Below are 24,696 nucleotides of genomic sequence, written 5' to 3' on the forward strand. Positions count from 1 at the left end.
TTGAGGCGTACAAGTCCGGCTGATCAGGCTTTCTGACCGGTTTTTCCGCCACCAAGATCGGGCGTGAGGTCAGACATGAAATCACCTATGCCCGGTCGCTTCACCGCCTTGAAGGGTAGCGGGCGGCACAGATCCATCGCCGCAATACCGATTCGTGCCGTCATCAGACCGTTGATGACACCTTCACCCAGGCGTGCGGAGAGTTTTGAGGCAAGCCCGTGACCGAGAACCTGCTGGGCAAGCCCATCACCGACGGCGATCGAACCGGTGACCGCGAGATGGGCGACGACGTCGCGCAAAAGCCTGAGCATGCCGAGCGTGCCCGGCCGGCCGCCGTAAAGTTCCGCCATGGCGCGCACCAGCCTTGTCACCTCGAACAGCACATAGGCGAGATCGACCACGGCGCGTGGGCTGACGGCGGTAACGACGGAGACGCGTTTGGAGGAGTTGAGGATCAGCGCTCGGGCCTGCCGGTCGAGCGGCACCAGCAATTCGCGTTCGGCAAGCTCGATCAGATGCGGCCCGTCGATCACGTCGTTTTCGGTGTCCTTGAGTGCGGCGCGCCCCTTGGCCGTTTCGGCGCGGTGGGAGAGAACCGCATTGAGGCGGGTGACGATGGCGCGGGCGGGTTTCGGGCTCTTGTCGAGGCTGGCCGTCTCCGCATCGGCTTTCAGCGATTGAACGGCGTTGAGCCGCATGATGCCGAACACTTCTCGTCCGACCAGAACGAGGACGGCAAAAAGCGCGACAAGGAGGGCAATGCTCGCCGTGTAACCCAGCCAATCGGAGCGGGAAAAGAGATTGCGGATAAGCTGGTCCGCCCAGAGCCCGAAGGCGAGCGAGAACAGCACGCCGAGTGCACCAAGCGCAAGCTTGCCGAAGGAGAAGCGGCTTTTCTTCGGCAAGGCCACCGGCAATGCGGCGGCATCCGTCTCGTCAGGTGCTAAAAATGGATCATCCTCATCGGGCGTCAGGGAAATCTCGGTGTCGAAGCTGCGCGGCGCGCGTTTTTGCGTGGCGGTTGGCCGTGCCGTTTCTTCGGTTTCGAGCGTGAAAGCCGCCGGGCGGCGTGCCTGCGGATCGTTTGGTGTGGGAGCCTTCATGCGAGCTTGTCTCCAAACAGGAACTGCATGGCGCGGTCGAGCCTTATGTGGGGAACGGAAAGCCGGATGCCGCCGCTGCCCGGTTCATCGATATTGGGCGGGCGGAAACGCACGACATTGACGTCCGGCAACGTCGCCTTGTCGCCATCCCTGTCGATGCTGCGGAAAAGCGGCTCCGGGTCTTCGGGCAGGTCGCCGGGAAAGATCGCCGTTTTGCGGTTGCCGTCAAATATCTCGCCGTTGATGGTTTCACCCCCCATCGGCGTGCCGACGATGACCGGAAGCTCGTGACCGTCCTGGCGTACGCTTGCTTCTTTGGTGGCGCGCACGGAAGCCAGCGCCATGACCTCAATGCCGGCGCCATTCATGCCGATGGTGGTGATGGCGCGGTCCACCAGACGGCGGGTCAGCCGTTCCAGCCGGTCGTGGCTTTCATGATGCAGGTGGTCTGCCTTGGTGGCGGCAATCAACACCTTGTCGATGCGTCGGCCCAGCAGCGATGACAAAAGACTGTTGGTGCCAGGGCGGAAACAGGCGAGAACATCGCCCAGCGCCCGCTCCAGATCCTGCACCGCCTCCGGGCCGCGATTGACCGCCTGCAGTGTATCGATCAGCACGATCTGCCGGTCGAGGCGGGCGAAATGTTCGCGGAAGAAGGGTTTCACCACGATTGCCTTGTAGGCGTCGTAGCGCCGCTCCATCATGGCGCGCAGCGAGCCCTTTGGTGCCTTGTCGTCTGTCAGGCCCGGCAGGGGCGCAAAGGTCAGCGCCGGTGATCCTTCGAGATCCCCCGGCATCAGCAGACGGCCTGGCGGCAAGGTGGAGAGCGATCGCTCGTCGGATTTGCAGGCCTTCAGATAGGCTGCGAAGCTTTCCGCGAGGCGTCGCGCCGTCATCTCGTCGGCGGGCGCATTGATGTCGAGCGAGGAGGCTATTGCCAACCATTCCTGCGCGAGTTCGGCGCGGATGCCATTTTGCGCCAGCGCGACGGTGCTGTCGCTGAAGCTCTTGTAGTCCTGCGAAAGCAGCGGCAGGTCGAGCAGCCATTCGCCGGGATAATCGACGATATCGATGGAGAGCTTGCCTGCGGAAAACCAACGGCCCCAACCGCTGGCACTCTGGTAGTCGAGCGTGATCCGCAGTTCAGAGATTGCCCGTGTCGAATCCGGCCAGAGCCTGTCACGTACCAGAGCCTGAATATGGTCCTCATACTGAAACCGGGGAATGGCATCGTCCGGTTGCGGCTCGAGACGCACATTCGAGACGCGCCCGGACCGCATGGCCTCAAACAGCGGCAGACGACCGCCATTCAGAAGATTGTGGACGAGCGAGGAGATGAAAACCGTCTTGCCCGCCCGCGAAAGACCGGTGACGCCAAGCCGCAATGTCGGATGTGTAAGGGTGCTCGCACGATCGGCCAGATTGTCGAATGCGATGAGCGCACTGTCTGTCAGGGACGTAAGAGAAGGCGGCAAAGGCAGTTTCCCAGCTATTTTTCACGGTCACTGCTGTAATATAGGAAGGCGCGGTTGCCCAAAAAAGAAGCGCGCCAATGGATTTTCAACGAGTCCGGCTTCGGCAACGCCTTGGTCGCACGCTGCTGCGGCTATTTGCCGGGCGAGAGAAAATCGACCAGCCGCCAGCGATTTTTACCGTTCCCGGCACTGTCGTCGTGATCGAGAACCGCAAGACCCGATGTCGGAAAACCGGAGGGCAGGGCGGCATGCAGCAGGTCCTCGCCGATCATCGCCTCCAGCGTCGCCTCCATTGTGGGGTTGTGCCCGACCAGCATCACGGACTGTGCGTCCGTTTGCGCGGCGATGAGGGAGAGATAGGTTTCGCTGCGCGCATTGTACATTTCGTCGATATAGACGATGTCGATGCCCTCGTTGAAGGCCCGCTGCCAGGCCTGCGTGGTCTGCCGGCAGCGCGTGGCCGTGGAGGACAAGAGCACGTCCGGGCGGTAGCGCCGGTCGGCGGCAAGGTCGGCGATGATCTCCGCCTCGGCAAAACCGGCCTCGTTCAATCCCCGGTCGAAATCGCGTTCTCCCGGTGCCGCCCAGGCGGCCTTGGCGTGGCGCAAAAGATACACTCGGCTCGGAGAAGATGCTGTCAAGGGCGGGGACCGACGTTCGAATGGGAGGCAATGGAGGAATGCTACAGGATAGGGTTGCAGGACCGCAAGTCCTCTTTCCTGTTGGTAAGTCGCGTTTAAGTGATTTAAGAAGAGATCGCTTGAATACGAATAAAGGATAAAAATTAGTCATTTAGATGATTTTTGTGTCAGTTTTAAAAATGCCTGAAAACTGATCTGTAGACTTGAATCAGCCTATATCATTGGAGTATACACCGCCGCATTGAGATGTTCTTCGAGGAGAATCGCGTTGAGTGAGAAGATCGATCTTAGCAAATATGTGCTCTCGGAAGACGACGAGTTCATGAATGCAAACCAGCGTGCCTACTTCCGCGCGAAGCTGGTGGCCTGGAGAAACGACATCCTGAGAGAAGCGCGCGAGACCCTCGGACATCTCGCCGAAGAAAGCGCCAACCATCCCGACCTAGCCGATCGGGCATCTTCGGAAACTGACCGGGCGATCGAACTTCGCGCCCGTGACCGCCAGCGCAAGTTGATCTCCAAGATCGACTCTGCCCTTCAGCGGATTGATGACGGCACTTACGGTTACTGTGAAGAAACGGGTGAGCCTATTGGCCTCAAGCGCCTCGACGCACGACCGATAGCGACCCTGTCCATCGAGGCGCAGGAACGTCACGAGCGTCGTGAAAAAGTCTACCGCGACGAATAAGGCGCAGCGTTGTTCCGGGCGCTTCGGCGAGCCGGCCAATGAACAGAACCAAAATAACAAAGGGCACGGATTTGTTTCCGCGCCCTTTTTTTGTTTTGAATGTCTGTCTGCCGACAGATGTGAACCTGTCAGCGGTCGCGGGTAACGGAAAGTTCGCCGAAAATACGCGCCATTTCCTTCTGCATGTCGCCATCCGGCGTTGCACCGGTAACAGGCGGCGAGACGGGTTCGGTTTTTGGCTTTTCCGCAGCAGCGGCGACTTCCTGTTCGCTATCGGCATCCTTGCTCTTGGCGATCTCCGCCTCAAGAAAGCTTTCGAAATCGCTGGCAAGGTCATCCGAAAATTTCGGCTCGGCATTAGCGGAGACGACGGGCGGATTTTCGGGCTTTGGCGCAAAGGGCGCAGGCGGCGCATCTTGCCCCGGTTTCAGGCCGGGTAGAACGCGCTCGCGCGCGGCATCCAGAAAATCTGCGGCATTCGTTTGGTCGATGACCGGTTCGCGCGCGGCAAAAACCGGCGGGGCAACAACCGTCGGCCGTTCTTCAGGAACCGTTGCCTGGACAGGCGGTGCGGGCGGCGCCGAGGGTAGAGGAGCCGGCACGAAGGGATCAGGGCGTCGCTGTTCCGGTCGCTCAGCGGGCATGTCGAGTGATGCGGCGGCGAGAGGCAGAACAGCGGCGGCCGGTGCCGCAATGACCGATGCCGGTGGTGGCGCAGGACGGGTAACATCCCTTTCCGGGGCGGCTGGTCTAGTCGGCGCAACGGGCTCGCGTGCCGTCATGGGCGTGGATACCGGTTGCGGCGGCGTAGACGGACGTGGTGGCAGCGATGCGGCCGGTGCAGGCGTGGGTGCACGAGCAGCCGGGGCGGGCGGTTCCGGCCGCTGCGGCTGCTTTGCGGGTTCTTCCGGCAAGGAGGCTGGAGATGCCGCTGCAATTGGCTGCTGTGGCAAAGCAGGGCGGCTTTCACGAGGGATAGGCGGTTCAGCCCTTTTAGGTTCGCTGTCCTGACGCGGCAGCGCCTTAAGTTCAGCTTCCTGCGGTTCGCGCACTTCCCTGACGATTGGGATCGCGCCGATACCACTCTCGATGACGATATCGGTTGGGCCGCCAATCATGACAAGATGCTCGACATTGTCGCGGCGCACCAGCACCAGACGGCGCCGGGCGTCTACCGCCGTCGCATCGAGAACCTGCAAGCGCGGCTGCCGGTTGCGACCGCCACGGATAAACGGGGCCGCGCCGCCGCGCCTGCGCAGGATCCAGAGAACAATTGCCAGAACAAGCAGAGCGAGACCGACACCGACAACGGCGACGATGAGATTGTTTCCATAGGTGCCGATAAAATCTTCCATCATGGAGATCATCCCTTCAGATTTTTTCGTGCAATTAATATTGCCGTGGTTCTTATAATGTGAACGTCAAGCAGGAAAAGACGATTTTTTTAAGCGCGATACAAGGTTTATTCATTTCGTCCCCTAGGATCGCTCCATAGGATCGTCTCGTCAGCCGACCGGGCGCCACCAAAGCGCCATATCTTTCCCTTCAATGCCGGGGAGCAATGAAGGTTGCAATTCTCTCTTCGATGGAGCGATTGTAAATGCTTGCGAAATTGCTCGTTGACGGGTTTCCGGTAAGAGTTTTCATTTTTGTTGTTTTATTTGGATTGCCGGGATTTGTTTTTTCCGCTCAGGCCGCGACGGCGGATGACAAGGCGTCCGACAATCCTGCGAACATGATTGAGTTCGTAAGAGACAATCCATCCTGTATCGATTTCACGGATGGATGCTCGGTTTGCACGGTTGCGGATGGCAATATCGTCTGCTCCGCGCCGCGCATTCAATGCCAGGTTAAAGCGCTGACCTGCAGCCGCAAAATAGGCTTCTGAGGCATTTGCGCGTCTTTAGGGCCGTTTCTCTGTGCGATTTTAAGCCTTTGTGGTGCAGCGGAGCTTTTTGACGGTCAAGCGAGTTGCTACAAGAAATTCTGCTGCCCGATTCCGTTGAGGAAATAGGGCTGACCGAATGACGACCTGCAGGACTGCGAGGCCAAGATGACACGGGTGCGCGAGACAAGCGACAACGACCTTCCGCTGGTGGACAGGCGTGCCCGTTCCGGCACGGTTCTGCGGATTCTGCTGCTGGCGCTGGTGCTCATCGCTGCCGCCGCTGCTTTCGTCTATTTCAAGGATTCGCTGGAAAACGAAATCGTGCTCGGCATTCTCGGCGTGCTGGCGATGATGGGTATCTTTTTTCTGGTGTCGTCGATCATCGGTTTCATCGAGGTCATGCCGCAGTCGCAATCGGACGGGCTGGCCCGCCGTTTCCTGTCGGCGCACCCGGACGGCACACTGATCACCGATGCCAAGGGGCATATGGTCTATGCCAACGCCACCTATTGCCGGATGAGCGGCACCACGAAGGCGAGCGATATCCAGAGCCTGGAGACGCTGCTCTCGCGCAGCCGGGAATCGACCGAGGCGCTCTATCGCCTCATCAATGTTTTGCGGGAAGGCCGCGACGGTTACGAGGAGTTCCGTCTGCTAAAACCGCTCGGGGAGGCCACTTCCGGCGGGCCGCACTGGTACCGGCTGAAAGGTCGGCTGCTGAAGGATGCGGGCGGAGAGGCGCTGCACGTCTTCCAGATCGCCGACATCACGCCTGAGCGGGAAGATCAGGAACGCTTCTTCCGCGAATTGCAGAACGCCATCGATTATCTCGATCACGCGCCGGCCGGTTTCTTTTCCGCCGGCCGCAAGGGTGAGATCGTTTATCTTAACGCAACCCTTTCCGAATGGCTCGGCATCGATCTCGCGCAATTTTCGCCTGGTTCGATGACGGTTTCCGACATCGTCGCCGGCGAGGGTATGGCGCTGATCGAATCCGTCCATCCGCAGGGTTCCGCCAAGCGCACCGAAATTCTCGATCTCGACATGCGCCGGGTCAACGGCCAGAGCATGCCGGCCCGCCTCGTGCATCAGGTTACCTCGAAGGACGGCGCGCCCGGCGAAAGCCGGACGATCGTTCTGATGCGTCCGAAAGGGCAGGAGGATACGGAATCCTCGTCCGCCATGCGCTTCACGCGTTTCTTCAACAACACGCCGATGGCGATTGCCTCGCTCGACGGCGAAGGCCGCATTCTGCGTATCAACGCGCCATTCCTCAAGCTGTTCTCCGGCGTCGTCGGGCGTGACGATATCGATCGCGGCGTTGCCCTCGAAGCCATCATCCACGACAATGAGAAACCCAGGCTTGAGCAGGCGCTGGCCGAGGCAAAGGACCGGCAGGGCGATATCGCCCCGTTCGATTCCCGCCATCCGAGCGACGAGGGCCGCCATTTCCGTTTCTACGTCAATGCCGTCATCGATCAGGACGACGAGGCGCCCGAAGAGGTGGCAATCGTTTATGCGATAGAGGTAACGGAGCAGAAGGCGCTCGAAACCCAGATGGCGCAGACGCAGAAGATGAACGCCGTCGGCACGCTGGCAGGCGGCATCGCCCACGATTTCAACAATGTGCTGACTGCGATCCTGTTGTCATCAGACCATCTGCTGTTGCAGGCCCGGCCCGCAGACCCGAGCTTCGCCGACCTGATGGAGATCAAGCGCAACGCCAACCGCGCGGCGGTTCTGGTGCGACAGCTTCTCGCTTTCTCGCGCAAACAGACGATGCGCCCGGCAATCCTCAATCTGACCGACGTGATCGGCGACCTTCGCATGCTGGTGGACCGGTTGATTTCCGGCACCAACGTCAAGTTGGAAGTGGACTACGGCCGCGATCTCTGGCCGGTGAAGACCGACCTGTCGCAATTCGAGCAGGTGCTGATCAATCTTTGCGTCAACGCGCGCGATGCCATGCCCGATGGCGGCAAGATCACCATCCGCACCCGCAATGTGGATGCGGATGAAGCCGCAGCGCTCGGTCGGCCGGAAGTCCCGGCGGAAGACATGGTCATGGTGGAGGTCGCCGATAACGGAACCGGCATTCCGCCGGAGATCATGGACAAGATCTTCGAGCCGTTCTTCACCACCAAGGATGTCGGCAAGGGCACCGGTCTCGGCCTGTCGATGGTCTATGGCATCGTCAAGCAGTCCGGCGGTTACATCTATCCCGAATCGGAAGTGGGCAAAGGCACTGCGTTCCGCATCTATTTGCCGCGCCACGTGGTGGAAGTGGTGCACGTTCCGGGCCAGCAGCCCGGTGAAGCTGCACTCGCCCCTGTGGCTCTGCCCGAACCGGTGAAGGAAGAGCCGCTGGATCTGACCGGCAACTCCGCCGTCGTGCTTCTGGTGGAGGACGAGGAGGCGGTGCGGCGCGGCGGCAAGCGCATGCTGGAAACCCGTGGTTACACCGTTCATGAGGCGGGTTCCGGCGTCGAGGCGCTGGAGGTGATGGAAGAGCTGGAAGGCAAGGTCGATATCGTCGTGTCCGACGTCGTGATGCCGGAGATGGACGGTCCTTCACTCCTGAGGGAATTGCGCAAATCCTATCCCGACCTGAAATTCATCTTCGTTTCTGGTTATGCCGAGGACGCGTTTGCGAAAAACCTTCCGGCGGATGCCAAGTTCGGCTTCCTGCCAAAACCCTTTTCGCTGAAACAGCTGGCGATCGCCGTTCGCGAAATGCTCGACAACAAGGAATGACGGTGGATGGCGCGGGTGCTGGAGATTAGGTCCGCTGCTGCTCGCGATTCCCTTGCCGGCGCTTGGCGTCAAGGCTGAAAACGACGTCGGGAAAGGCGGATAGCACCGCGCTTTCCCGATGTGTTATCGCGAGACCCCTGTTTTTCCCGAGGTTTGCCTCTTCGCAAACGCAATAGTGATTGCACCGTTTCACAGGGGGCTTAAAATCCGATCTTAACGACCTAGATATGAAGAGGCGAAGTTCTCCCTCCTGGTAATGACTGCCGGTTTGAGAACGGTTTGGAGAATGATGAAAGATGATCGCTGAGCCGATCTACATGCAGGGCGAGGGCGACGGGGAAGACGGCGGTACGAACCGCGGAACGTCCGTTATCACCCGCGTCAAGCCAAAGACGAAAAGACCGAATTTGTACCGTGTTCTTTTACTGAATGACGATTACACTCCAATGGAGTTCGTCATTCATATTCTGGAGCGTTTTTTCCAGAAGGATCGCGAAGCGGCGACCCGCATCATGCTGCACGTGCACCAGCACGGCGTAGGAGAATGTGGGGTGTTTACATATGAGGTCGCAGAGACGAAAGTAAGCCAGGTCATGGATTTCGCCCGACAGCACCAGCATCCGCTGCAATGCGTCATGGAAAAGAAATGAGGATCGCAACGTGCCAACTTTTTCCCCAAGTCTCGAGAAGGCGCTGCACCAGGCACTGACCTTTGCAAATGAGCGTCACCACGAATATGCGACGCTGGAACATCTCCTTCTGGCGCTGATCGACGACGCGGATGCCGCTGCCGTGATGGGCGCCTGCAATGTCGATCTCGATGCGCTGCGCAAGACCGTCAGCGATTACGTCGACAACGAACTGACCAACCTCGTGACCGGTTATGACGAGGATTCCAAGCCCACATCCGGCTTCCAGCGGGTTATCCAGCGGGCTGTCATTCATGTTCAGTCGTCCGGCCGCGAGGAAGTGACCGGAGCGAACGTGCTTGTGGCCATTTTCGCCGAACGCGAAAGCCATGCAGCCTATTTCCTGCAGGAGCAGGAAATGACCCGTTACGATGCGGTCAATTATATCTCCCACGGCATCGGCAAGCGTCCGGGCACGTCGCAGACCCGCGCTCCGCGTGGTGCAGACGAGCCGGAAGCCGACCCCAAGGCTGCACGCAGCAATCCCGAGGAAGAAGGCTCATCCGCCAAGAAACAGCAGGATGCGCTGAAGGCCTATTGCGTCAACCTCAATGAAAAGGCCAAAAACGGCAAGATCGACCCGTTGATCGGCCGTCATGAGGAAGTCAACCGCACCATCCAGATCCTCTGCCGCCGCTCCAAGAACAACCCGCTGTATGTGGGCGATCCGGGCGTTGGCAAGACGGCGATCGCCGAAGGTTTGGCCAAGCGTATCGTTGAAGGCAAGGTGCCTGAAGCGCTGGCCAATGACACGATCTTCTCGCTCGACATGGGCACGCTTCTGGCCGGAACCCGCTATCGTGGTGATTTCGAGGAACGCCTGAAGCAGGTCGTCAAGGAACTCGAGGAATATCCCGGCGCAGTCCTGTTCATCGACGAAATCCACACAGTCATCGGTGCGGGTGCGACCTCCGGCGGCGCGATGGATGCATCGAACCTGTTGAAGCCGGCGCTGTCGTCAGGCGCGATCCGCTGCATCGGTTCGACCACCTACAAGGAATATCGCCAGTTCTTCGAGAAGGACCGCGCGCTGGTGCGTCGCTTCCAGAAGATCGACGTCAACGAGCCGTCGATCGATGATGCTATCGCGATCATGAAGGGCCTGAAGCCCTACTTCGAGGATTATCATCACCTCAGATACTCCAACGAAGCGATAAAGGCTGCCGTCGAATTGTCGGCCCGCTACATTTCCGACCGCAAGCTGCCGGACAAGGCGATCGACGTAATCGACGAGACCGGTGCGGCGCAGATGTTGCTGCCGGCATCCAAGCGCCGCAAGCTGATCACGGAACGGGAAATCGAAGCAACCATCGCGACGATGGCCCGCATTCCTCCGAAGACCGTTTCCAAGGATGACGAGATGGTTCTCGCCAACCTCGAAAAGGAACTGCGCTCAGTCGTTTATGGTCAGGACATCGCCATCGAGGCGCTGGCCACCGCCATCAAGCTGGCACGCGCCGGTTTGCGCGAACCGAACAAACCGATTGGCTCATATGTCTTCTCCGGCCCGACCGGCGTGGGCAAGACCGAAGTGGCCAAGCAGCTCGCCGCCTCGCTCGGTGTCGAGATGCTGCGGTTCGACATGTCGGAATATATGGAGCGCCATACCGTCTCGCGTCTGCTCGGTGCACCTCCCGGTTATGTCGGCTTCGACCAGGGCGGTCTCTTGACCGATGGCGTCGATCAGCATCCGCATTCCGTGGTGTTGCTGGACGAGATCGAGAAGGCCCATCCGGACATCTACAACATCCTGTTGCAGGTGATGGACCATGGCTCGCTGACCGACCATAACGGCAAGAAGATCGACTTCCGCAACGTCATCCTCATCATGACGACCAATGCGGGCGCTTCCGAAATGGCAAAATCCGCCATCGGTTTCGGTTCTTCGCGACGCACGGGTGAAGATGAAGAGGCGATCAACCGCCTGTTCACGCCGGAGTTCCGCAACCGTCTGGATGCGATCATTCCGTTCTCGCCGCTGCCGACCGCCGTTATCCACAAGGTGGTACAGAAGTTCGTCATGCAGCTCGAGACCCAGCTCTCCGAGCGGAATGTCACTTTCGACCTGCACGAAGACGCGATCTCCTGGCTGGCGGAAAAGGGTTACGACGAAAAGATGGGCGCTCGCCCGCTGTCGCGCGTGATCCAGGAACACATCAAGAAGCCGCTCGCCAACGAAATCCTCTTCGGCAAGCTCAAGAAGGGCGGTGTCGTCAGCGTCACAGTCGGCAAGAAGGATGATGGTTCCGACGGCCTCAAGCTCGAGGTTCTGCCGGAAACAGCGCCGGTAAAGCCGAAGCCGGAAGCAGAGCTCAATGCTGCCAAGTCTCCGGGCAAGGCGTCTAAGACCAAGGCGAAGCCCGCCTCGAAGGCAGCGATTGCCAATGAGGAAGCGGATGTTCTGGTTGCCGAGGCGAGCAAGCCCGACGAGGAGAGCAAGCCGCGCCGCAAGGCGAATACGGTGCCGAAGGTGCCGAAGAAGAAATGATAACGGTCTTTCGACCTACAAATTGGTGCCGGGCGAAAGCCCGGCATTTTCATGCCTGAAGCGCGTCGCATTTTTACCGGATTCGTGAAACGCGCTTTGTTTTTCTCGTCATTCCGAAACCGCTGCGCACTTCGGACGACATGCATTAGTGGACCAAGCAATGCAATCAGCAGACAGCGATACCATCCCCCTGCGCGGCTGGTTTTTCAGGGGAATGCGGGGCATATTCTCGCTGCCCTCGCTTATTCTCATGACATCCTTCGTCGGTTTCAGCGCCTTCGCGCTGGAATCGGGCGTCCAACGTGGGGAAGCGGTGTTCATGACGCTGGTTATCTGGGCTTTGCCGGCCAAGATGATCCTGATCGGCTCGATGGTCGGCGGCGCCAATCTTGCCGCGTGTTTTCTGGCGGTGACGCTGTCATCGGTGCGAATGATGCCCATGGTCGCCTCCATCGTTCCGGAGATGCGTGGCGCAAAAACGCCGACATGGATTTTGTTGTTCCTCTCCCACTTCGTGGCGATCACCGCCTGGGTCTTCGCCACGCAAAATCTTTCCAAGATACCGCGCGAAGCTCGGGCTGCGTGGTTTGCCGGTTTCGGCATTACCCTCACCATCGTCAACGCTATCATTGTCGGCCTTTGTTACGGCGTCGTCGCGGCTTTTCCACCCCTTGTCGCAGGCGTGCTGTTTTTTCTGACGCCTGTCTATTTCATAGCGTCGATCTGGGCGACCGCCCGCCATTCCGTCGTCAAGGTCGCCTTCATCATCGGTGTGATCGCGGGGCCGGTCTTTGCGGTAATCGCGCCGGAATTCGACATTCTCTATGCCGGGATCGGTGGCGGCACGGTGGCTTATCTGATCGACCGTTTCGTCTTCCGCCGAAAGATCATTCCCGTCTCACCGGAGAGCGAACCATGATGACCGAACAGTGGTGGGCGCCCTATCTCTTCATCGCCATTGCCGGCTGGCTGGCGACCGATCTCTGGCGCTGGCTCGGCGTGCTCGCCGGCAACCGGCTGAAGGAGGATTCCGAGGCGCTCTACTGGGTGAGGGCGGTCGCCACCGCGCTCGTCATGGCCGTCACCGCCAAGCTGATCGTCTTTCCAACCGGAACGCTGGAGGCATCGCCGCTATGGTTGCGCATCGGAGCTGCGGCACTCGGTTTCATCGCATTCCTGGCGGCCGGCCAACGCGTCATCGTCGGCGTAGCCGTGCCCATCGCACTTTTGGCAGCCGGGTTGTTTGTGCTTGGTTTTTAGTACTCGTCTTATCCGAATATTAAGCGCGACACCTACTTTAGCGCTGACTTGAATCGGGGAGGAAATTCAATGAGACTCGGACTCGCGGTGCGGGGATTTTTATCCTCGGTCAGTTCTATCGCAAAAGCGGACGAGATCTGCGCATAGCCGCCGCTCTGATTTCTGGTGGACTGTTCATCCTGTTTACGCTTGTCGCGTCCGTCTTTAGCTACACGTTTCTTCCCGTCTCTTTCCAGGCAATCGATCACTTGCTTTTCCGCGTGGGCGCGGCCTTCGGTTATAGCTGGACTGGCATCGTCATATGGGCTGCAACATACCCATGGATCGGAAAAGATTCTCTTCGTCATCTATGCGACGTCGCTGCCGCAGCTTCTGGTGATCGTTATTAGGAGAGAAGGCTCGCGCTTCGACTCAAGTTGTCGCGGCGGAGTAATCGCCCCGGTTTTCGCTCTCGCGCGCCTCAGCAACAAGCCAGGCCGACAGGAGTCGGGCTGACGCGGTCATCTCTTCTGCTTCAATCAACCAGTAATATTTGTCCGCATCGGCCGCCCGGTCGAAAAGCACGGTCAATTGACCGTCGGCGATTTCGTCGCGAAGGAGCGCTGTCGGGCAAAGGCCGATGCCGTGTCCCGCCTTGAGAGCGGTCACGAGCAGATTGAAGTCCGCAAAGATTGGTCCGGTGCCCTGGAACAGGAATAGGCCAGCAGTCGCCAGCCAGTCCCGCCATGCCGTCTCGGTGGCGTCATGCAACAATTCAGCCCGCAGCAGGTTTGAGACATCGTCGAAGGGACCGGACTTCGTGGCGTAAGCGGGCGCGCATGTCGGGCGTGTTTCCGCGCTGAAAAGGGCTACAGCTTTTTGTGTGGGGCGGGCGCCGTGGATGATGCTGAGATCTGGCTGCGTGGCGTCATTCCTGCCGGAATAGCTGATTGACACCTGTATGTCGGGATAAAGCGCGCGGAAACGGGGCAGGCGGGGTGTCAGAAAATGCGCCACCACCGAAGGCAGGCTGGCCAGACGAACGGTGATGCGGTCGCGACCCTGGCGGATCCGGGCGGCACCGGAGGCGATCTGCAGCAAACCACCCGAAACAGTGATTCCGAATTCCTGACCCGCCGGCGTCAGTCTCACGCCTCTCGCATGGCGCTCGAAAAGCGGCGCGCCGAGCCACGTTTCTAGATTGCGCACATGCTGGCTTACGGCCGTCGCCGTCATGCCGAGTTCCTGCGCGGCCAGGGAAAAACTTGTCCTTCTGGCCGCAGCTTCAAACGCGCGGAGGGTGGCGAGCGGTGGCAGTTTCATGATGCTGCGAGGCTAAGTCAGACTTGGTCTGAGCGCAAGAAAAACCCGTCTTGTCATCACGCCATTCATGCCGCAATTTCGCGTCACATTTTCATCCATCCGAGGATTTCATGCCCCCCGTGTCCGCCGCCGAACCCATTGATGCCGCCGCGCGCCGCGCCGTCCGTCCCGTCGTCGTTTATCCGAACGGCACACTTCAGACACCGGACCTTGCGCGTCTTGAACAGGCTAAAAAAGCCATGGTGAAGACAGACGAAGTCATCGTGCCACCGCGCGAGGGCGGCACTTTCAATGTTCCGAAGGGACACTTTTTCCGCATCGTCAGCACCGAAGGCCCACAGGTGGGGGATTTGAACCTCTGGAATGCCCACGATCTGACGGAGCGCTTTTTCAGCGGCAAAACCCGCGCCCTGCATGCGACCCATGTTTCCGTAGGCAACCGGCTGTGGAGCAATCTGCCGTCCCTGCGGCCGATGGCGACCATCACCCATGATACTTTGTCATGGTATGGCTGGGATGAAGATGGCGGTGGCGTGCATGATGTGATCGGCACCCGGTGCGATCCCTATACCAACAAGCTGTTGAGCGGCGGCGACTATCACCATTGCTGCCATTCGAACCTCACCAATGCGCTCGCCGTAGCCAAAGGCCTATCATTCGGCGAGGCGGAACCGCATGTACACGATGTTCTGAACGTCTTCATGTGCACGGGTTTCACCCGCGATACGCATCAGTATTTCATGAAGGCAAGCCCGGTGCGGCCGGGCGACTATCTGGAACTCTTCGCGGAAATTGATCTCATCGGCGCACTCTCCGCTTGCCCCGGCGGCGATTGTGGCGCCAGCCATTCCAGCGATGCAGTCCCGTGCTATCCCCTGAAGGTGGAGATATTCCGGCCGGATATGGCGGTGCTTGAAGGCTGGCCCTGGCCGGAGAGGAATGCCTATCGTCCCGTGGAATGATGACAAGTACCACGGTCGTCATGCCGGACTAGATCCGGCAACCAGCCACGGCGCGTCTGCGCCGAGAGGAGTATTGCGCGATCAAGGACTGGATCGCGCCGCACCCCGGATAAGCTCCGGGGTGACGGTGTGCGGATGCCGCCATTCTGCCAAACGCGTGGGCGTCTTGGCAAACATCACGGGGCAAGTGCCGCCTTTATCTTTTCCGCATGGGCCTTCAGCACTTCGCCATCTGCCATAGCGCCGGAATGCGGCTTTAGCGGCTCGCCTTCCTTGCGCGGAATGACGTGGAAATGCAGGTGGAACACGGTCTGGCCAGCCGCCGGTTCGTTGAACTGGGCGACAAAGACGCCATCAGCGTCGAAGGCTTCCTTTGCCGCGACTGCCAGTTTCTGCACCACGGCAATGGTCTTTGCCAGCACTTGCGGGTCGGCATCGAGCAGATTGCGGGAGCCGGTCTTCGGAACGACCAGAAGATGGCCAGGTGCCTGCGGCATCACATCCATGAAAGCCAGCGTATGCTCGTCTTCATAGAGCTTGTGGCTGGGAATTTCGCCGCGCAGGATTTTCGCGAAGATATTGTTGTCATCATAGGCGCTGGCGGTCATCGGTGATCTCTCCTCGTAACGGACTAATGCATGTCGCGTAAAAGCGTGTAGCGGTTTTGCGATAACGACATGCCCCTAAACAAAGGCATAAAGCGTAGGGAGCGAATCTAAAAGATCGCGACAGCTTTATGAATCCGGCTCGTGTTCCTGTCGCTCACCCTTGCGGAAGGGCGTGTGGTCTTCCAGATAGTCGCCAATATGTTCGACCTCTTCACGCTCGCGCTGAAGATAATCGGCAATCGCGCGGCGCAGACCGGGATGGACGATGAAATGCGCCGAATGGGTGGTGACCGGCATGTAACCGCGCGCCAGCTTGTGCTCGCCCTGCGCACCCGCCTCCACCCGCTTCAAACCCTTCGACAGCGCGAAATCGATCGCCTGATGGTAACAGACCTCGAAATGCAGGAAGGGATGATCCTCGATACAGCCCCAGTGCCGGCCGTAAAGCGCATCCGAGCCAATGAAATTGATTGCACCGGCGATATAGCGTCCCTCGCGTCTGGCCATGACCAGCAGAACGTCGTCAGGCATGCGCTCGCCGATCAGCGAATAGAATTCCCGCGTCAGATAGGGCCGTCCCCATTTGCGGCTGCCGGTATCCATGTAGAAGGCGAAGAACTGGTCCCAGATCTCCTCGGTCAGGTCGCTTCCGGTCAACCAGTCGATCTCGATGCCGTTTTCCAGCGCTGCCCGGCGTTCCTTTTTCAGCCCCTTGCGCTTGCGCGATGAAAGGGCGTCGAGAAAATCGTCGTGGTCGCGATAGCCGTCATTGATGAAGTGGAACTGCTGATCGGTCCTGTGCAGGAAGTCCCGGGGCAGAAGCGCGGATAGGTCGGCGTCTTCCAGAAACGTGACATGCGCGGAAGAAACGCCGATCTTTTCCGTCACCTGGACAAGGCCGGATGCCAGAAGCGGTTTTAAGCGCGTCTCGTCTTCGGTTTCGGACACCAGCAGCCGAGGCCCGCTCGCCGGCGTAAACGGCACCGAACATTGCAGCTTCGGATAATAATGGCCGCCGGCTCGCTCAAAGGCGTCCGCCCAGCCATGGTCGAAGACATATTCGCCCTTGCTGTGGTTCTTCAGATAGGCCGGAACGGCTCCGACGAGTTCGCCCGATGCGTTTTCGAGAAGCAGATGGTGCCCAAGCCAGCCGGTCTTGGCAGTGGCCGATCCGGAATCTTCCATCGAGGATAGAAATGCGTGGGAAATGAAAGGATTGTACGGTTTTCCTGACACATTGCGTGATGTTCCGGAAAGCCGTTTCCAGCTGTCCGGATCGATATCCCTCAGGGATTGCGCAACGCGTATGGAATAGTCTTCTGTCATGCCGTGGCGGAGGGGTTCTCTCTCGGGTCGAAACCTTCGAATGTCATCTGGTCCGCATATTTATAGGTAGTCTCGCGCGCATTTTCATCCCTGACAGTCCAGGTAATCACGGGAAGCCCAAGTTTTCTTTGCGCCTCGATGAAACTGTTGGGTAAATGACCCCAATGATAGGAGATGAAATCAACACCGATCTGCATCGCCTCGTCGTGTTTGAAGAAGTCTTCCGGCTTGGCGCCTTCGGCGGTAAGGCCGAGCGGCCAGGGCGAGCCTGCAGCCTTCAGGTCTCTGAGGAGGTGATGGTCGAAGCTCATCAGCGCCACCTGGCCCTTGTAGCCCTCGAGATCTTCCAGCACCGCTTCGGCAAACCCGTCATCGACGCCTTCGCCCTGACGTCCTTTCAGCTCGATCACCAGCGGCACCTTGCCGGCGCATAGCGCCAGAAGCTGTTTCAGCGTCGGGATGCGGTCCTTGGTCTGACCGACCGAAAGCAGAGACAATTCACTGGCGGTATGTTCGCGCACGTCGCCCTTGATACCCGTCAGCCGGGCCATGTCGTCGTCGTGAAAAATCACCGGCACGCTATCAGCGGCCAGTTGCACGTCGCATTCGATGGCAAAACCAGCGTCGATGGCGCGCGAAAATGCGGATAGCGTGTTTTCCCAGACCACCTTGTTCAGGTCGTGATAACCGCGATGGGCGACGGGCTGGGCGGTAAGCCAGGAAAGTTTAAGGGTCATACGTCGATTTCCACGATCGCGTCGATCTCGACGGCGGCATTGAAGGGCAGGCAGGCCATGCCGACGGCGGCGCGGGCATGCTTGCCGGCATCACCCAGAACGTTGGCGAGCAGATTGGAGGCGCCGTTAATGACGAGGTGCTGTTCAACGAACTCCGGAACCGAGGCAACGAAGCCGTTCAGCTTGAGGATACGACGGATTTTCGAGAGGTCGCCGTTCAAGGCAGCCTTGACCTGTGCGAGAATGTTGACGGCGCACAATTCGGCGGCGCGCTGGGCGGTTGCAACGTCAACATCGCGGCCAACGAGGCCCGTCACCGCAATCTTGCCTGATTCCATCGGCAGTTGACCCGATACATAAAGAAGATTGCCGCTGATGGTGAACGGAACGTAGTTTGCGGCAGGTGCTGCCGCTACGGGAAGAGTAAAGCCCAGTTCCTTGAGGCGGCCTTCGATGACATCAGACATTTTCGTCTCCGGTTTTGTTGTAAATCCTTCAAGAATCCGGCATTCAGAAGATGTTGATCCAAAAGCCGGGCGGTTGCTTGTACAATATGAGCAGCGAGTCCAACAGGAGATATTGCATGTTTGTCAGGACGCTTGGTTTCGTTGCCGCCACAGGGCTTATGACCGGCCTGTCGAACGGTGCCAACGCCTTGCCCGTCACGGTTCCGGACCTCATCGCCCATCGCGCCGTCTACGATCTCGAACTCAAGGACGCGACGGATCGTTCCGGTATCGAGGGCATGACGGGCCGTATGGTCTATGAATTCACCGGCTCTGCCTGTCAGGGTTACAAGACGGATTTCCGTTTCGTGACACAGATCAACACCGGTGACGCGGTCCGCATGACCGACCAGCAGACGACGACCTTCGAGGACCTGGCGGCGAGGAAGTTCACCTTCGAGACCAAGTCCTACACCGACGACAAGCTGGACAAGGAAGTGCAGGGTGCTGCAATCGACGACAAAGAGGGTGTGAAGGTTGATCTGACCCGCCCGGACCCCCGTCAGATCGATCTCGTCGCCAGCGAATTTCCGACCGAGCACATGTTTCAGGTCATTGAAAACGCCAAGCAGGGAAAGCGCATCTTCGAATCCCGTATTTTCGACGGCTCGGATGACGGCGATGAAAGCCTGATCACTTCCACGCTGGTCGGCAAGGCGCAGATGCCGAAGGACGGCGATGCCGAGGCCGGCAAGGCGGGCGAATTCGGCAAAGCCGCGTTCTGGCCGGTGACGATCGCTTATTACAACGACAAGACCGGCACCGACGCCCTGCCGATCTACCGCATGTCGTTCAAGCTTTACGATAACGGAATCACCCGCGATCTGACGATGGATTACGGCGATTTCGTTCTGACCGGCAAGCTCGCGAAGCTTGATATCCTCAAGCCGGAAACCTGCGAAAACAAGCCGGTTCGCTAAAAGGTGGACCCTTTGCGTGGTTTTTTCGCAGAAATGCTTGCTTTTTATCTGAGGCGACTGTATGCGCCTCACCATTCCACACGCGAAGCTTGGGATGTTCCGGGAGAAATCCGGTCCGTTCCGCCCGGTGGTGTCGATGAAAATCGGCGCTGTTCGCTTCGCGGGGGTTAAACCGGAAAAGGAGTAACTAGGCATGGCATTGCCCGATTTTTCTATGCGTCAGCTTCTGGAAGCTGGTGTTCACTTTGGTCACCAGACGCATCGCTGGAACCCGAAGATGAAGCCGTACATCTTCGGCGACCGTAACAACATCCACATCATCGACCTGGCTCAGACCGTTCCGATGCTGTCGCGCGCCCTTCAGGTCGTGTCCGACACCGTTGCTCGTGGCGGCCGCGTTCTGTTCGTCGGCACCAAGCGTCAGGCGTCTGAAATCATCGCCGACAGCGCAAAGCGTTCGGCCCAGTATTACGTCAACTCCCGCTGGCTCGGCGGCATGATGACCAACTGGAAGACGATCTCCAACTCGATCCAGCGTCTGCGCAAGGTTGACGAGATCCTGAACTCGGAAGGCACCGGCTATTCCAAGAAAGAGCGTCTGACCCTCGAGCGCGAACGCGAAAAGCTTGAAAAGGCTCTCGGCGGTATCCGCGATATGGGCGGCGTTCCGGACCTGATGTTCATCATCGACACCAACAAGGAAAAGATCGCGATCGAAGAAGCCAAGCGTCTTGGCATTCCGGTCGTTGCGATCATCGACTCAAACTGCGATCCGGATCACATCGACTACCCGATCCCGGGTAACGACGACGCATCGCGCGCCATCTCGCTCTATTGCGACCTGATCGCCCGCGCCGCCATCGACGGCATCCTGCGTCAGCAGGGTTCGTCCGGCCGCGACATCGGCGCTTCGGAAGAAGCTCCGATCGAGCCCGCGCTCGAAGACGAGGCTGGCGCCTGATATAGGCCCTGTCTGGCGGCGATTTCGTGTCGCCGTCTCCTCGACCAGGATATGACAAGGCCGTCAAAGACCTTAAATGGGTTGACGGCCTTGTTCGTTTCAAACCGCTCCGTCGGGGCTTCGGTGAAGTCTCTGGCGTTTTGATGCGGATGAAATCCGGTGGCAGCCTTCATAACGCTGTCACACTTGAGCGGCACCCATCGTTTCGATGTATGGAGACGCCGCAGCACTTGGGAATGCGCATGCCCCTTTCCTGAAATCGTCCCGGTTTCAAAGGGTGTGCGGCCGGGTACACTCATCACCCAGAACTTCGGCACGGCGAATTCAGCCGGCTGACCGATCGAACCGATAAGAGGCAAACAATGACCGAAATCACAGCCGCAATGGTGAAGGAACTGCGCGAGAAATCCGGCGCAGGCATGATGGACTGCAAGAAGGCTCTTGCTGAAACCAATGGCGACATGGAAGCGGCGATCGACTGGCTGCGCGCCAAGGGCATCGCAAAGGCCGACAAGAAGTCTGGCCGTACGGCTGCCGAAGGTCTGATCGGCGTCGCCACCATGGGTCACAAGGCTGTTGTTGTCGAACTCAACTCCGAAACCGACTTCGTTGCCCGCAACGACGCGTTTCAGGATCTCATTCGCGGCATTGCCCAGGTAGCGCTCTCCACCGACGGCACCGTTGAAGCTGTCAGCGCCGCCACCTATCCGGCAACCGGCAAGTCCGTTTCCGACAGCATCAAGGACGCGATCGCCACCATCGGCGAGAACATGACGCTGCGCCGTTCGGCAGCACTCGAAATCGAGCACGGCGTTGTCGCGACCTACATCCACAATGCTGCCGGCGAAGGCATCGGCAAGCTCGGCGTTCTCGTTGCCCTGAAGTCGGTCGGCGACAAGGCCGTTCTGAGCTCCATCGGCCGCCAGGTCGCCATGCACATCGCTGCAACCAACCCGCTCGCCATCCGCGCCGAGGAAGTTGACGCAGCCGTGGCCGAGCGCGAACGCAACGTCTTCATCGAGCAGGCCCGCGAATCCGGCAAGCCGGAAGCAATCATCGAAAAGATGGTTGATGGCCGCATGCGCAAGTTCTTCGAAGAAGTCGCTCTTCTGTCGCAGGCTTTCGTCATCAACCCCGACATCACTGTCGGCGCTGCCGTCAAGGAAGCTGAAAAGGAAGCCGGTGCTGCCATCGAAGTGACGGGCATGGTTCGCCTGCTGCTCGGCGAAGGCGTCGAAAAGGAAGAAAGCGATTTCGCAGCAGAAGTCGCTGCAGTCGCCAAGGGCTGATTATATTTACCCAATCTTGGGAAAACGGGAGGGCATCGCGTGACAACGCGGTGCCCTTCGTGTATCCGCGTTTCGGTTACATTTCCGAGGAGTCATGATGTCTTCCAAGCCGATCTACAAACGTGTTCTTCTCAAGGCTTCCGGTGAAGCCCTTATGGGCGATCAGGGTTTCGGTATCGATGTGGCGGTTGCAGACCGTATCGCCTCCGATATTGCCGAGGCGAGGGCGATGGGCGTTGAAGTCGGCGTTGTCGTCGGCGGCGGCAATATTTTCCGCGGCGTTGCCGTGGCGTCCAAGGGCGGTGATCGCGTTACCGGCGACCACATGGGCATGCTAGCCACCGTCATCAACGCGCTGGCGCTCGCAACCTCCCTGCGCAAGCTCAGCATCGACACCGTCGTTCTGTCCGCAATCGCGATGCCGGAAATCTGTGAGAGCTTCTCGCAGCGTGCAGCGCTCCACCATCTGGCGCAGGGCCGCGTGGTGATTTTTGCCGGCGGCACGGGCAATCCTTTCTTCACCACCGATTCCGCCGCAGCGCTGCGCGCCGCGGAAATGGGCGCGGAAGCGATCTTCAAGGGCACCCAGGTGGACGGCATCTATTCCGCCGATCCGAAAAAGGACCCGACAGCCACCCGTTTCGACGAGCTGACCCACAGCGAAGTGCTCGGCAAGGGACTGGCGGTCATGGATATCGCAGCTGTCGCGCTTGCCCGCGAGAATCACATCCCGATCATTGTTTTCTCGATCCACGAGAAGGGCGGTTTCGCGCAGATATTGACCGGCGGCGGCCGCAAGACCATCGTGCACGACAAATAATCAAAAAACGATGTCGCCCCTGTGGCGTATTCCGGCCGCCACGGCCGATAGAGATGGAGTATCAAGATGAGTGGTATTGACCTCAACGATATCAAGCGCCGCATGGATGGTGCCATCAATGCATTCAAAAGCGATATCGCATCGCTGCGCACCGGCCGCGCTTCGGCCAACATTCTCGATCCGGTGACCATCGAGGCCTATGGCTCGCGCGTTCCGCTAAACCAGGTCGCAAACATCACGGTTCCGGAGCCGCGCATGCTCGGCGTCAACATTTGGGACAAGTCGATGGTGAACGCCGTTGACCGTGCCATCCGCGAATCCAATCTCGGCCTCAACCCGATCGTTGATGGTCAGAACCTGCGTATCCCGCTGCCAGAACTCAACGAAGAGCGCCGCAAATCGCTCGTCAAGGTTGCCCATGACTACGCCGAGAAGTCCAAGGTGGCGATTCGTCACGTGCGTCGCGATGGCATGGATGGTCTGAAAAAAGCCGAAAAAGACGGTGATATCGGTCAGGACGAAAGCCGTGGACAGTCGGAAAAAGTGCAGAAAATCACCGACGACACGATTTCGGAAATTGAGCGCTTGCTTGGCGAGAAGGAAAAGGAAATCATGCAGGTCTAGTATCGCTTGCGATAGACCTGTATTTTATTCGTTTTAATTCCGCGCTGCCTGTTACTGGATCGATATGCCGACGACGACACGTTCCTCAATACCCGAGCACGTCGCCATCATCATGGATGGAAATGGGCGATGGGCAAAACAGCGCGGTCTTCCGCGCGTGATGGGGCATCGCCGCGGGGTCGAGGCTGTGCGCGAAACGGTGCGCGCGGCCGGCGACTGCGGTGTCCGCTACCTCACACTTTTCGCGTTCTCGTCGGAAAACTGGCGCAGGCCCGAATCCGAGGTCAGCGACCTGATGGGGCTCTTAAAGGCTTTCATTAGGCGCGACCTTGCGGAACTGCACCGCGAAAACGTGCGTGTGCGCATCATCGGCGATCGGCAGGGGCTGAAAAACGATATCCGCAGCCTTCTCGAGGAAGCGGAACACATGACGGCTGATAACACCAGGCTGACGCTGGTGATTGCCTTCAATTACGGCAGCCGCGACGAGATTGCCCGCGCGACAATGGCGATTGCCCGCGATGTCGCCGAAGGCCGGCTGGATGCAGAATCGATCACGCCGGAGATGATTTCGGCCAGACTCGATACATCAGGCATACCGGATCCGGATCTGATCATCCGCACCAGCGGCGAGGAACGGCTGTCGAACTTCCTCCTCTGGCAGGCTGCCTATTCCGAGTTCCTGTTCGTTCCCGAATATTGGCCCGACTTCGACCGGCAGCGATTTTTTTCCGCAATCGAGCAATATGCAACGCGTGATCGCCGTTTTGGCGCTCTGGCCGAGCAGGTTGCCGTGGCAGGCGCCTGATGAGCCGTGAACTCAGACTGCGGATCATATCCGCAATCGTCATGGCGGCGGTCATTTTGGCTGCGACCTGGTATGGCGGCATTCTGTTCCGCATCGTGGCCGGTCTGCTGGCGATCCTCATCTATTATGAATGGGCGACAATCACCCGCATGTCGGAAACCAATTCCACCGGCAATGCCTGGGGCTGGTTTGCGGTTGCCGTCATCGCCGGCAACACGATTTTCGGCGAACCTTCGCTCGATCTGCCGCTTTTATCCGGATTCACGCTGACTGCGGCGCTGTTTCCGGTTTTGCGCGGCAAGAACTGGTGGCTGGTGGGCGGCATTTTTTACGCTGGACTGAGCGGCATATCGCTGGCTGCCATCCGCGGTGACGAACTGGCCGGATTCGCTTCCATCCTGTTCATTTTCGCCGTCGTCTGGTCGACGGATATCCTGGCCTATTTCGTTGGACGCGCCATTGGCGGGCCGAAACTTGCGCCGTCGATTTCGCCCGGCAAGACCTGGTCCGGCGCCATTGGTGGTGCTGTGGCGGCGGTGATCGGCGGCGCTGCGGTCTCCATGGCCTATCACGGCAGGATCAGCCTGCTGGTGCTGGGGCTCGCGCTTGTCCTCTCGGTGTTCAGCCAGATCGGCGATCTCTTCGAATCCTTCGTGAAACGTCGTTTCCAGGTCAAGGATTCCAGCCATCTCATTCCGGGCCATGGCGGCTTCATGGACCGTGTTGACGGTCTTGTTTTCGCCTGCTTTACGGTATTCCTCATAGCTTTCGTGCATGCGGCGGCAACCGGAGACGTGCCCGGATCGGGCGGCGGTCTATTGCCGGGTTTCTAGGCGGCGCAAAGGTC

25 protein-coding genes and 1 pseudogene are annotated in these 24,696 nt (G+C 59.1%); 17 read left to right on the top strand and 9 right to left on the bottom strand.

The window, feature by feature from the left end; translation table 11 throughout:
• Window positions 1-23: 23 nt before the first annotated feature.
• The 3 genes from CRO62_RS24325 to CRO62_RS24335 form a co-directional block, all read right to left on the bottom strand.
• Entirely contained in the window at window positions 24-1,103 is a 1,080-nt protein-coding gene (locus tag CRO62_RS24325) for a YcjF family protein (protein ID WP_097102399.1), read from the bottom strand.
• Window positions 1,100-2,578, bottom strand: coding sequence for a YcjX family protein (locus CRO62_RS24330; protein ID WP_097102401.1), 1,479 nt, complete (start codon window positions 2,576-2,578; stop codon window positions 1,100-1,102). Before CRO62_RS24330 ends, CRO62_RS24325 begins: the two co-directional genes overlap by 4 nt.
• 131 nt (window positions 2,579-2,709) lie before the next feature.
• Window positions 2,710-3,186, bottom strand: a complete 477-nt coding sequence (locus CRO62_RS24335) for a SixA phosphatase family protein (protein ID WP_236742471.1) — start codon at window positions 3,184-3,186, stop codon at window positions 2,710-2,712.
• A gap of 301 nt (window positions 3,187-3,487) precedes the next feature.
• Between CRO62_RS24335 and dksA the strand changes: the two genes are divergently transcribed.
• Window positions 3,488-3,907 carry an RNA polymerase-binding protein DksA gene (gene dksA / locus CRO62_RS24340; protein WP_003512796.1) on the top strand — a complete coding sequence of 140 codons (420 nt, stop codon included), beginning with the start codon at window positions 3,488-3,490 and terminating at the stop codon, window positions 3,905-3,907.
• A 128-nt stretch (window positions 3,908-4,035) separates the two neighbouring features.
• Here the strand turns inward: dksA and CRO62_RS24345 are convergent, their stop codons facing one another.
• Window positions 4,036-5,274, bottom strand: a complete 1,239-nt coding sequence (locus CRO62_RS24345; protein WP_179784615.1) for a flagellar biosynthetic protein FliO — start codon at window positions 5,272-5,274, stop codon at window positions 4,036-4,038.
• Between the two features lie 233 nt (window positions 5,275-5,507).
• On the opposite strand from CRO62_RS24345, the gene CRO62_RS24350 reads away from it, so the two are divergent.
• The 7 genes and pseudogenes from CRO62_RS24350 to CRO62_RS27720 all read left to right on the top strand — a co-directional run.
• Window positions 5,508-5,795: a hypothetical protein gene (locus tag CRO62_RS24350; protein ID WP_097102403.1), complete on the top strand. Its 288-nt coding sequence runs from the start codon at window positions 5,508-5,510 to the stop codon at window positions 5,793-5,795.
• Between the two features lie 165 nt (window positions 5,796-5,960).
• Window positions 5,961-8,549, top strand: a complete 2,589-nt coding sequence (cckA, locus tag CRO62_RS24355; protein WP_097102405.1) for a cell cycle histidine kinase CckA — start codon at window positions 5,961-5,963, stop codon at window positions 8,547-8,549.
• A 296-nt stretch (window positions 8,550-8,845) separates the two neighbouring features.
• Window positions 8,846-9,199: an ATP-dependent Clp protease adapter ClpS gene (gene clpS / locus CRO62_RS24365; RefSeq protein WP_003512812.1), complete on the top strand. Its 354-nt coding sequence runs from the start codon at window positions 8,846-8,848 to the stop codon at window positions 9,197-9,199.
• Between the two features lie 10 nt (window positions 9,200-9,209).
• Entirely contained in the window at window positions 9,210-11,726 is a 2,517-nt protein-coding gene (gene clpA, locus CRO62_RS24370) for an ATP-dependent Clp protease ATP-binding subunit ClpA (RefSeq protein ID WP_065657957.1), read from the top strand.
• Between the two features lie 160 nt (window positions 11,727-11,886).
• Window positions 11,887-12,645, top strand: a complete 759-nt coding sequence (locus CRO62_RS24375) for an AzlC family ABC transporter permease (RefSeq protein ID WP_097102408.1) — start codon at window positions 11,887-11,889, stop codon at window positions 12,643-12,645.
• Complete coding sequence (locus CRO62_RS24380) at window positions 12,642-12,986, top strand: AzlD domain-containing protein (protein WP_179784616.1); 345 nt, start codon at window positions 12,642-12,644, stop codon at window positions 12,984-12,986. The genes CRO62_RS24375 and CRO62_RS24380 overlap by 4 nt, the downstream gene beginning before the upstream one ends.
• A gap of 86 nt (window positions 12,987-13,072) precedes the next feature.
• Window positions 13,073-13,373 (top strand): annotated as a pseudogene (locus CRO62_RS27720) (hypothetical protein); the annotation flags it as partial.
• Window positions 13,374-13,397: 24 nt separating this feature from the next.
• Here the strand turns inward: CRO62_RS27720 and CRO62_RS24390 are convergent.
• Complete coding sequence (locus CRO62_RS24390; protein ID WP_097102409.1) at window positions 13,398-14,288, bottom strand: LysR family transcriptional regulator; 891 nt, start codon at window positions 14,286-14,288, stop codon at window positions 13,398-13,400.
• Between the two features lie 110 nt (window positions 14,289-14,398).
• On the opposite strand from CRO62_RS24390, the gene CRO62_RS24395 reads away from it, so the two are divergent.
• On the top strand, window positions 14,399-15,250 hold the full coding sequence (locus CRO62_RS24395) for an urea carboxylase-associated family protein (RefSeq protein ID WP_097102411.1): 852 nt from the start codon (window positions 14,399-14,401) through the stop codon (window positions 15,248-15,250).
• A gap of 176 nt (window positions 15,251-15,426) precedes the next feature.
• On the opposite strand, the gene CRO62_RS24400 is transcribed toward CRO62_RS24395, so the two are convergent.
• The 4 genes from CRO62_RS24400 to CRO62_RS24415 form a co-directional block, all read right to left on the bottom strand.
• A complete protein-coding gene (locus tag CRO62_RS24400) occupies window positions 15,427-15,858 on the bottom strand; it encodes an HIT family protein (protein WP_097102414.1) in 432 nt (143 codons plus the stop codon).
• Between the two features lie 126 nt (window positions 15,859-15,984).
• Window positions 15,985-17,184 (bottom strand): GNAT family N-acetyltransferase, encoded by a 1,200-nt coding sequence (locus CRO62_RS24405; RefSeq protein WP_097102416.1) that lies wholly within the window; start codon window positions 17,182-17,184, stop codon window positions 15,985-15,987.
• Complete coding sequence (locus CRO62_RS24410) at window positions 17,181-17,921, bottom strand: glycerophosphodiester phosphodiesterase (RefSeq protein ID WP_003512827.1); 741 nt, start codon at window positions 17,919-17,921, stop codon at window positions 17,181-17,183. The genes CRO62_RS24405 and CRO62_RS24410 overlap by 4 nt, the downstream gene beginning before the upstream one ends.
• Window positions 17,918-18,388, bottom strand: a complete 471-nt coding sequence (locus CRO62_RS24415) for a RidA family protein (RefSeq protein ID WP_003512829.1) — start codon at window positions 18,386-18,388, stop codon at window positions 17,918-17,920. Before CRO62_RS24415 ends, CRO62_RS24410 begins: the two co-directional genes overlap by 4 nt.
• Window positions 18,389-18,504: 116 nt before the next feature.
• On the opposite strand from CRO62_RS24415, the gene CRO62_RS24420 reads away from it, so the two are divergent.
• The 8 genes from CRO62_RS24420 to CRO62_RS24450 all read left to right on the top strand — a co-directional run bounded on the left by CRO62_RS24420 (window position 18,505) and on the right by CRO62_RS24450 (window position 24,682).
• Window positions 18,505-19,347 (top strand): cell envelope integrity EipB family protein, encoded by an 843-nt coding sequence (locus tag CRO62_RS24420; RefSeq protein ID WP_097102418.1) that lies wholly within the window; start codon window positions 18,505-18,507, stop codon window positions 19,345-19,347.
• A gap of 61 nt (window positions 19,348-19,408) precedes the next feature.
• Window positions 19,409-19,534 carry a hypothetical protein gene (locus CRO62_RS27725; protein ID WP_003512833.1) on the top strand — a complete coding sequence of 42 codons (126 nt, stop codon included), beginning with the start codon at window positions 19,409-19,411 and terminating at the stop codon, window positions 19,532-19,534.
• A gap of 6 nt (window positions 19,535-19,540) precedes the next feature.
• On the top strand, window positions 19,541-20,308 hold the full coding sequence (rpsB, locus tag CRO62_RS24425) for a 30S ribosomal protein S2 (protein ID WP_003512836.1): 768 nt from the start codon (window positions 19,541-19,543) through the stop codon (window positions 20,306-20,308).
• Window positions 20,309-20,670: 362 nt separating this feature from the next.
• Window positions 20,671-21,597 (top strand): translation elongation factor Ts, encoded by a 927-nt coding sequence (gene tsf, locus CRO62_RS24430; RefSeq protein ID WP_097102420.1) that lies wholly within the window; start codon window positions 20,671-20,673, stop codon window positions 21,595-21,597.
• A 97-nt stretch (window positions 21,598-21,694) separates the two neighbouring features.
• Entirely contained in the window at window positions 21,695-22,417 is a 723-nt protein-coding gene (gene pyrH / locus CRO62_RS24435; protein ID WP_003502561.1) for a UMP kinase, read from the top strand.
• 66 nt (window positions 22,418-22,483) lie between these two features.
• Complete coding sequence (frr, locus tag CRO62_RS24440) at window positions 22,484-23,041, top strand: ribosome recycling factor (protein ID WP_003512840.1); 558 nt, start codon at window positions 22,484-22,486, stop codon at window positions 23,039-23,041.
• A 64-nt stretch (window positions 23,042-23,105) separates the two neighbouring features.
• Window positions 23,106-23,849 (top strand): isoprenyl transferase, encoded by a 744-nt coding sequence (locus CRO62_RS24445; protein ID WP_097102422.1) that lies wholly within the window; start codon window positions 23,106-23,108, stop codon window positions 23,847-23,849.
• Window positions 23,849-24,682, top strand: coding sequence for a phosphatidate cytidylyltransferase (locus CRO62_RS24450; protein WP_097102424.1), 834 nt, complete (start codon window positions 23,849-23,851; stop codon window positions 24,680-24,682). The genes CRO62_RS24445 and CRO62_RS24450 overlap by 1 nt, the downstream gene beginning before the upstream one ends.
• Window positions 24,683-24,696: the final 14 nt, after the last annotated feature.

This window comes from Rhizobium sp. AN6A (genome assembly GCF_900215635.1).
In the GTDB taxonomy this organism is placed as follows: Bacteria; Pseudomonadota; Alphaproteobacteria; order Rhizobiales; family Rhizobiaceae; genus Agrobacterium; species Agrobacterium tumefaciens.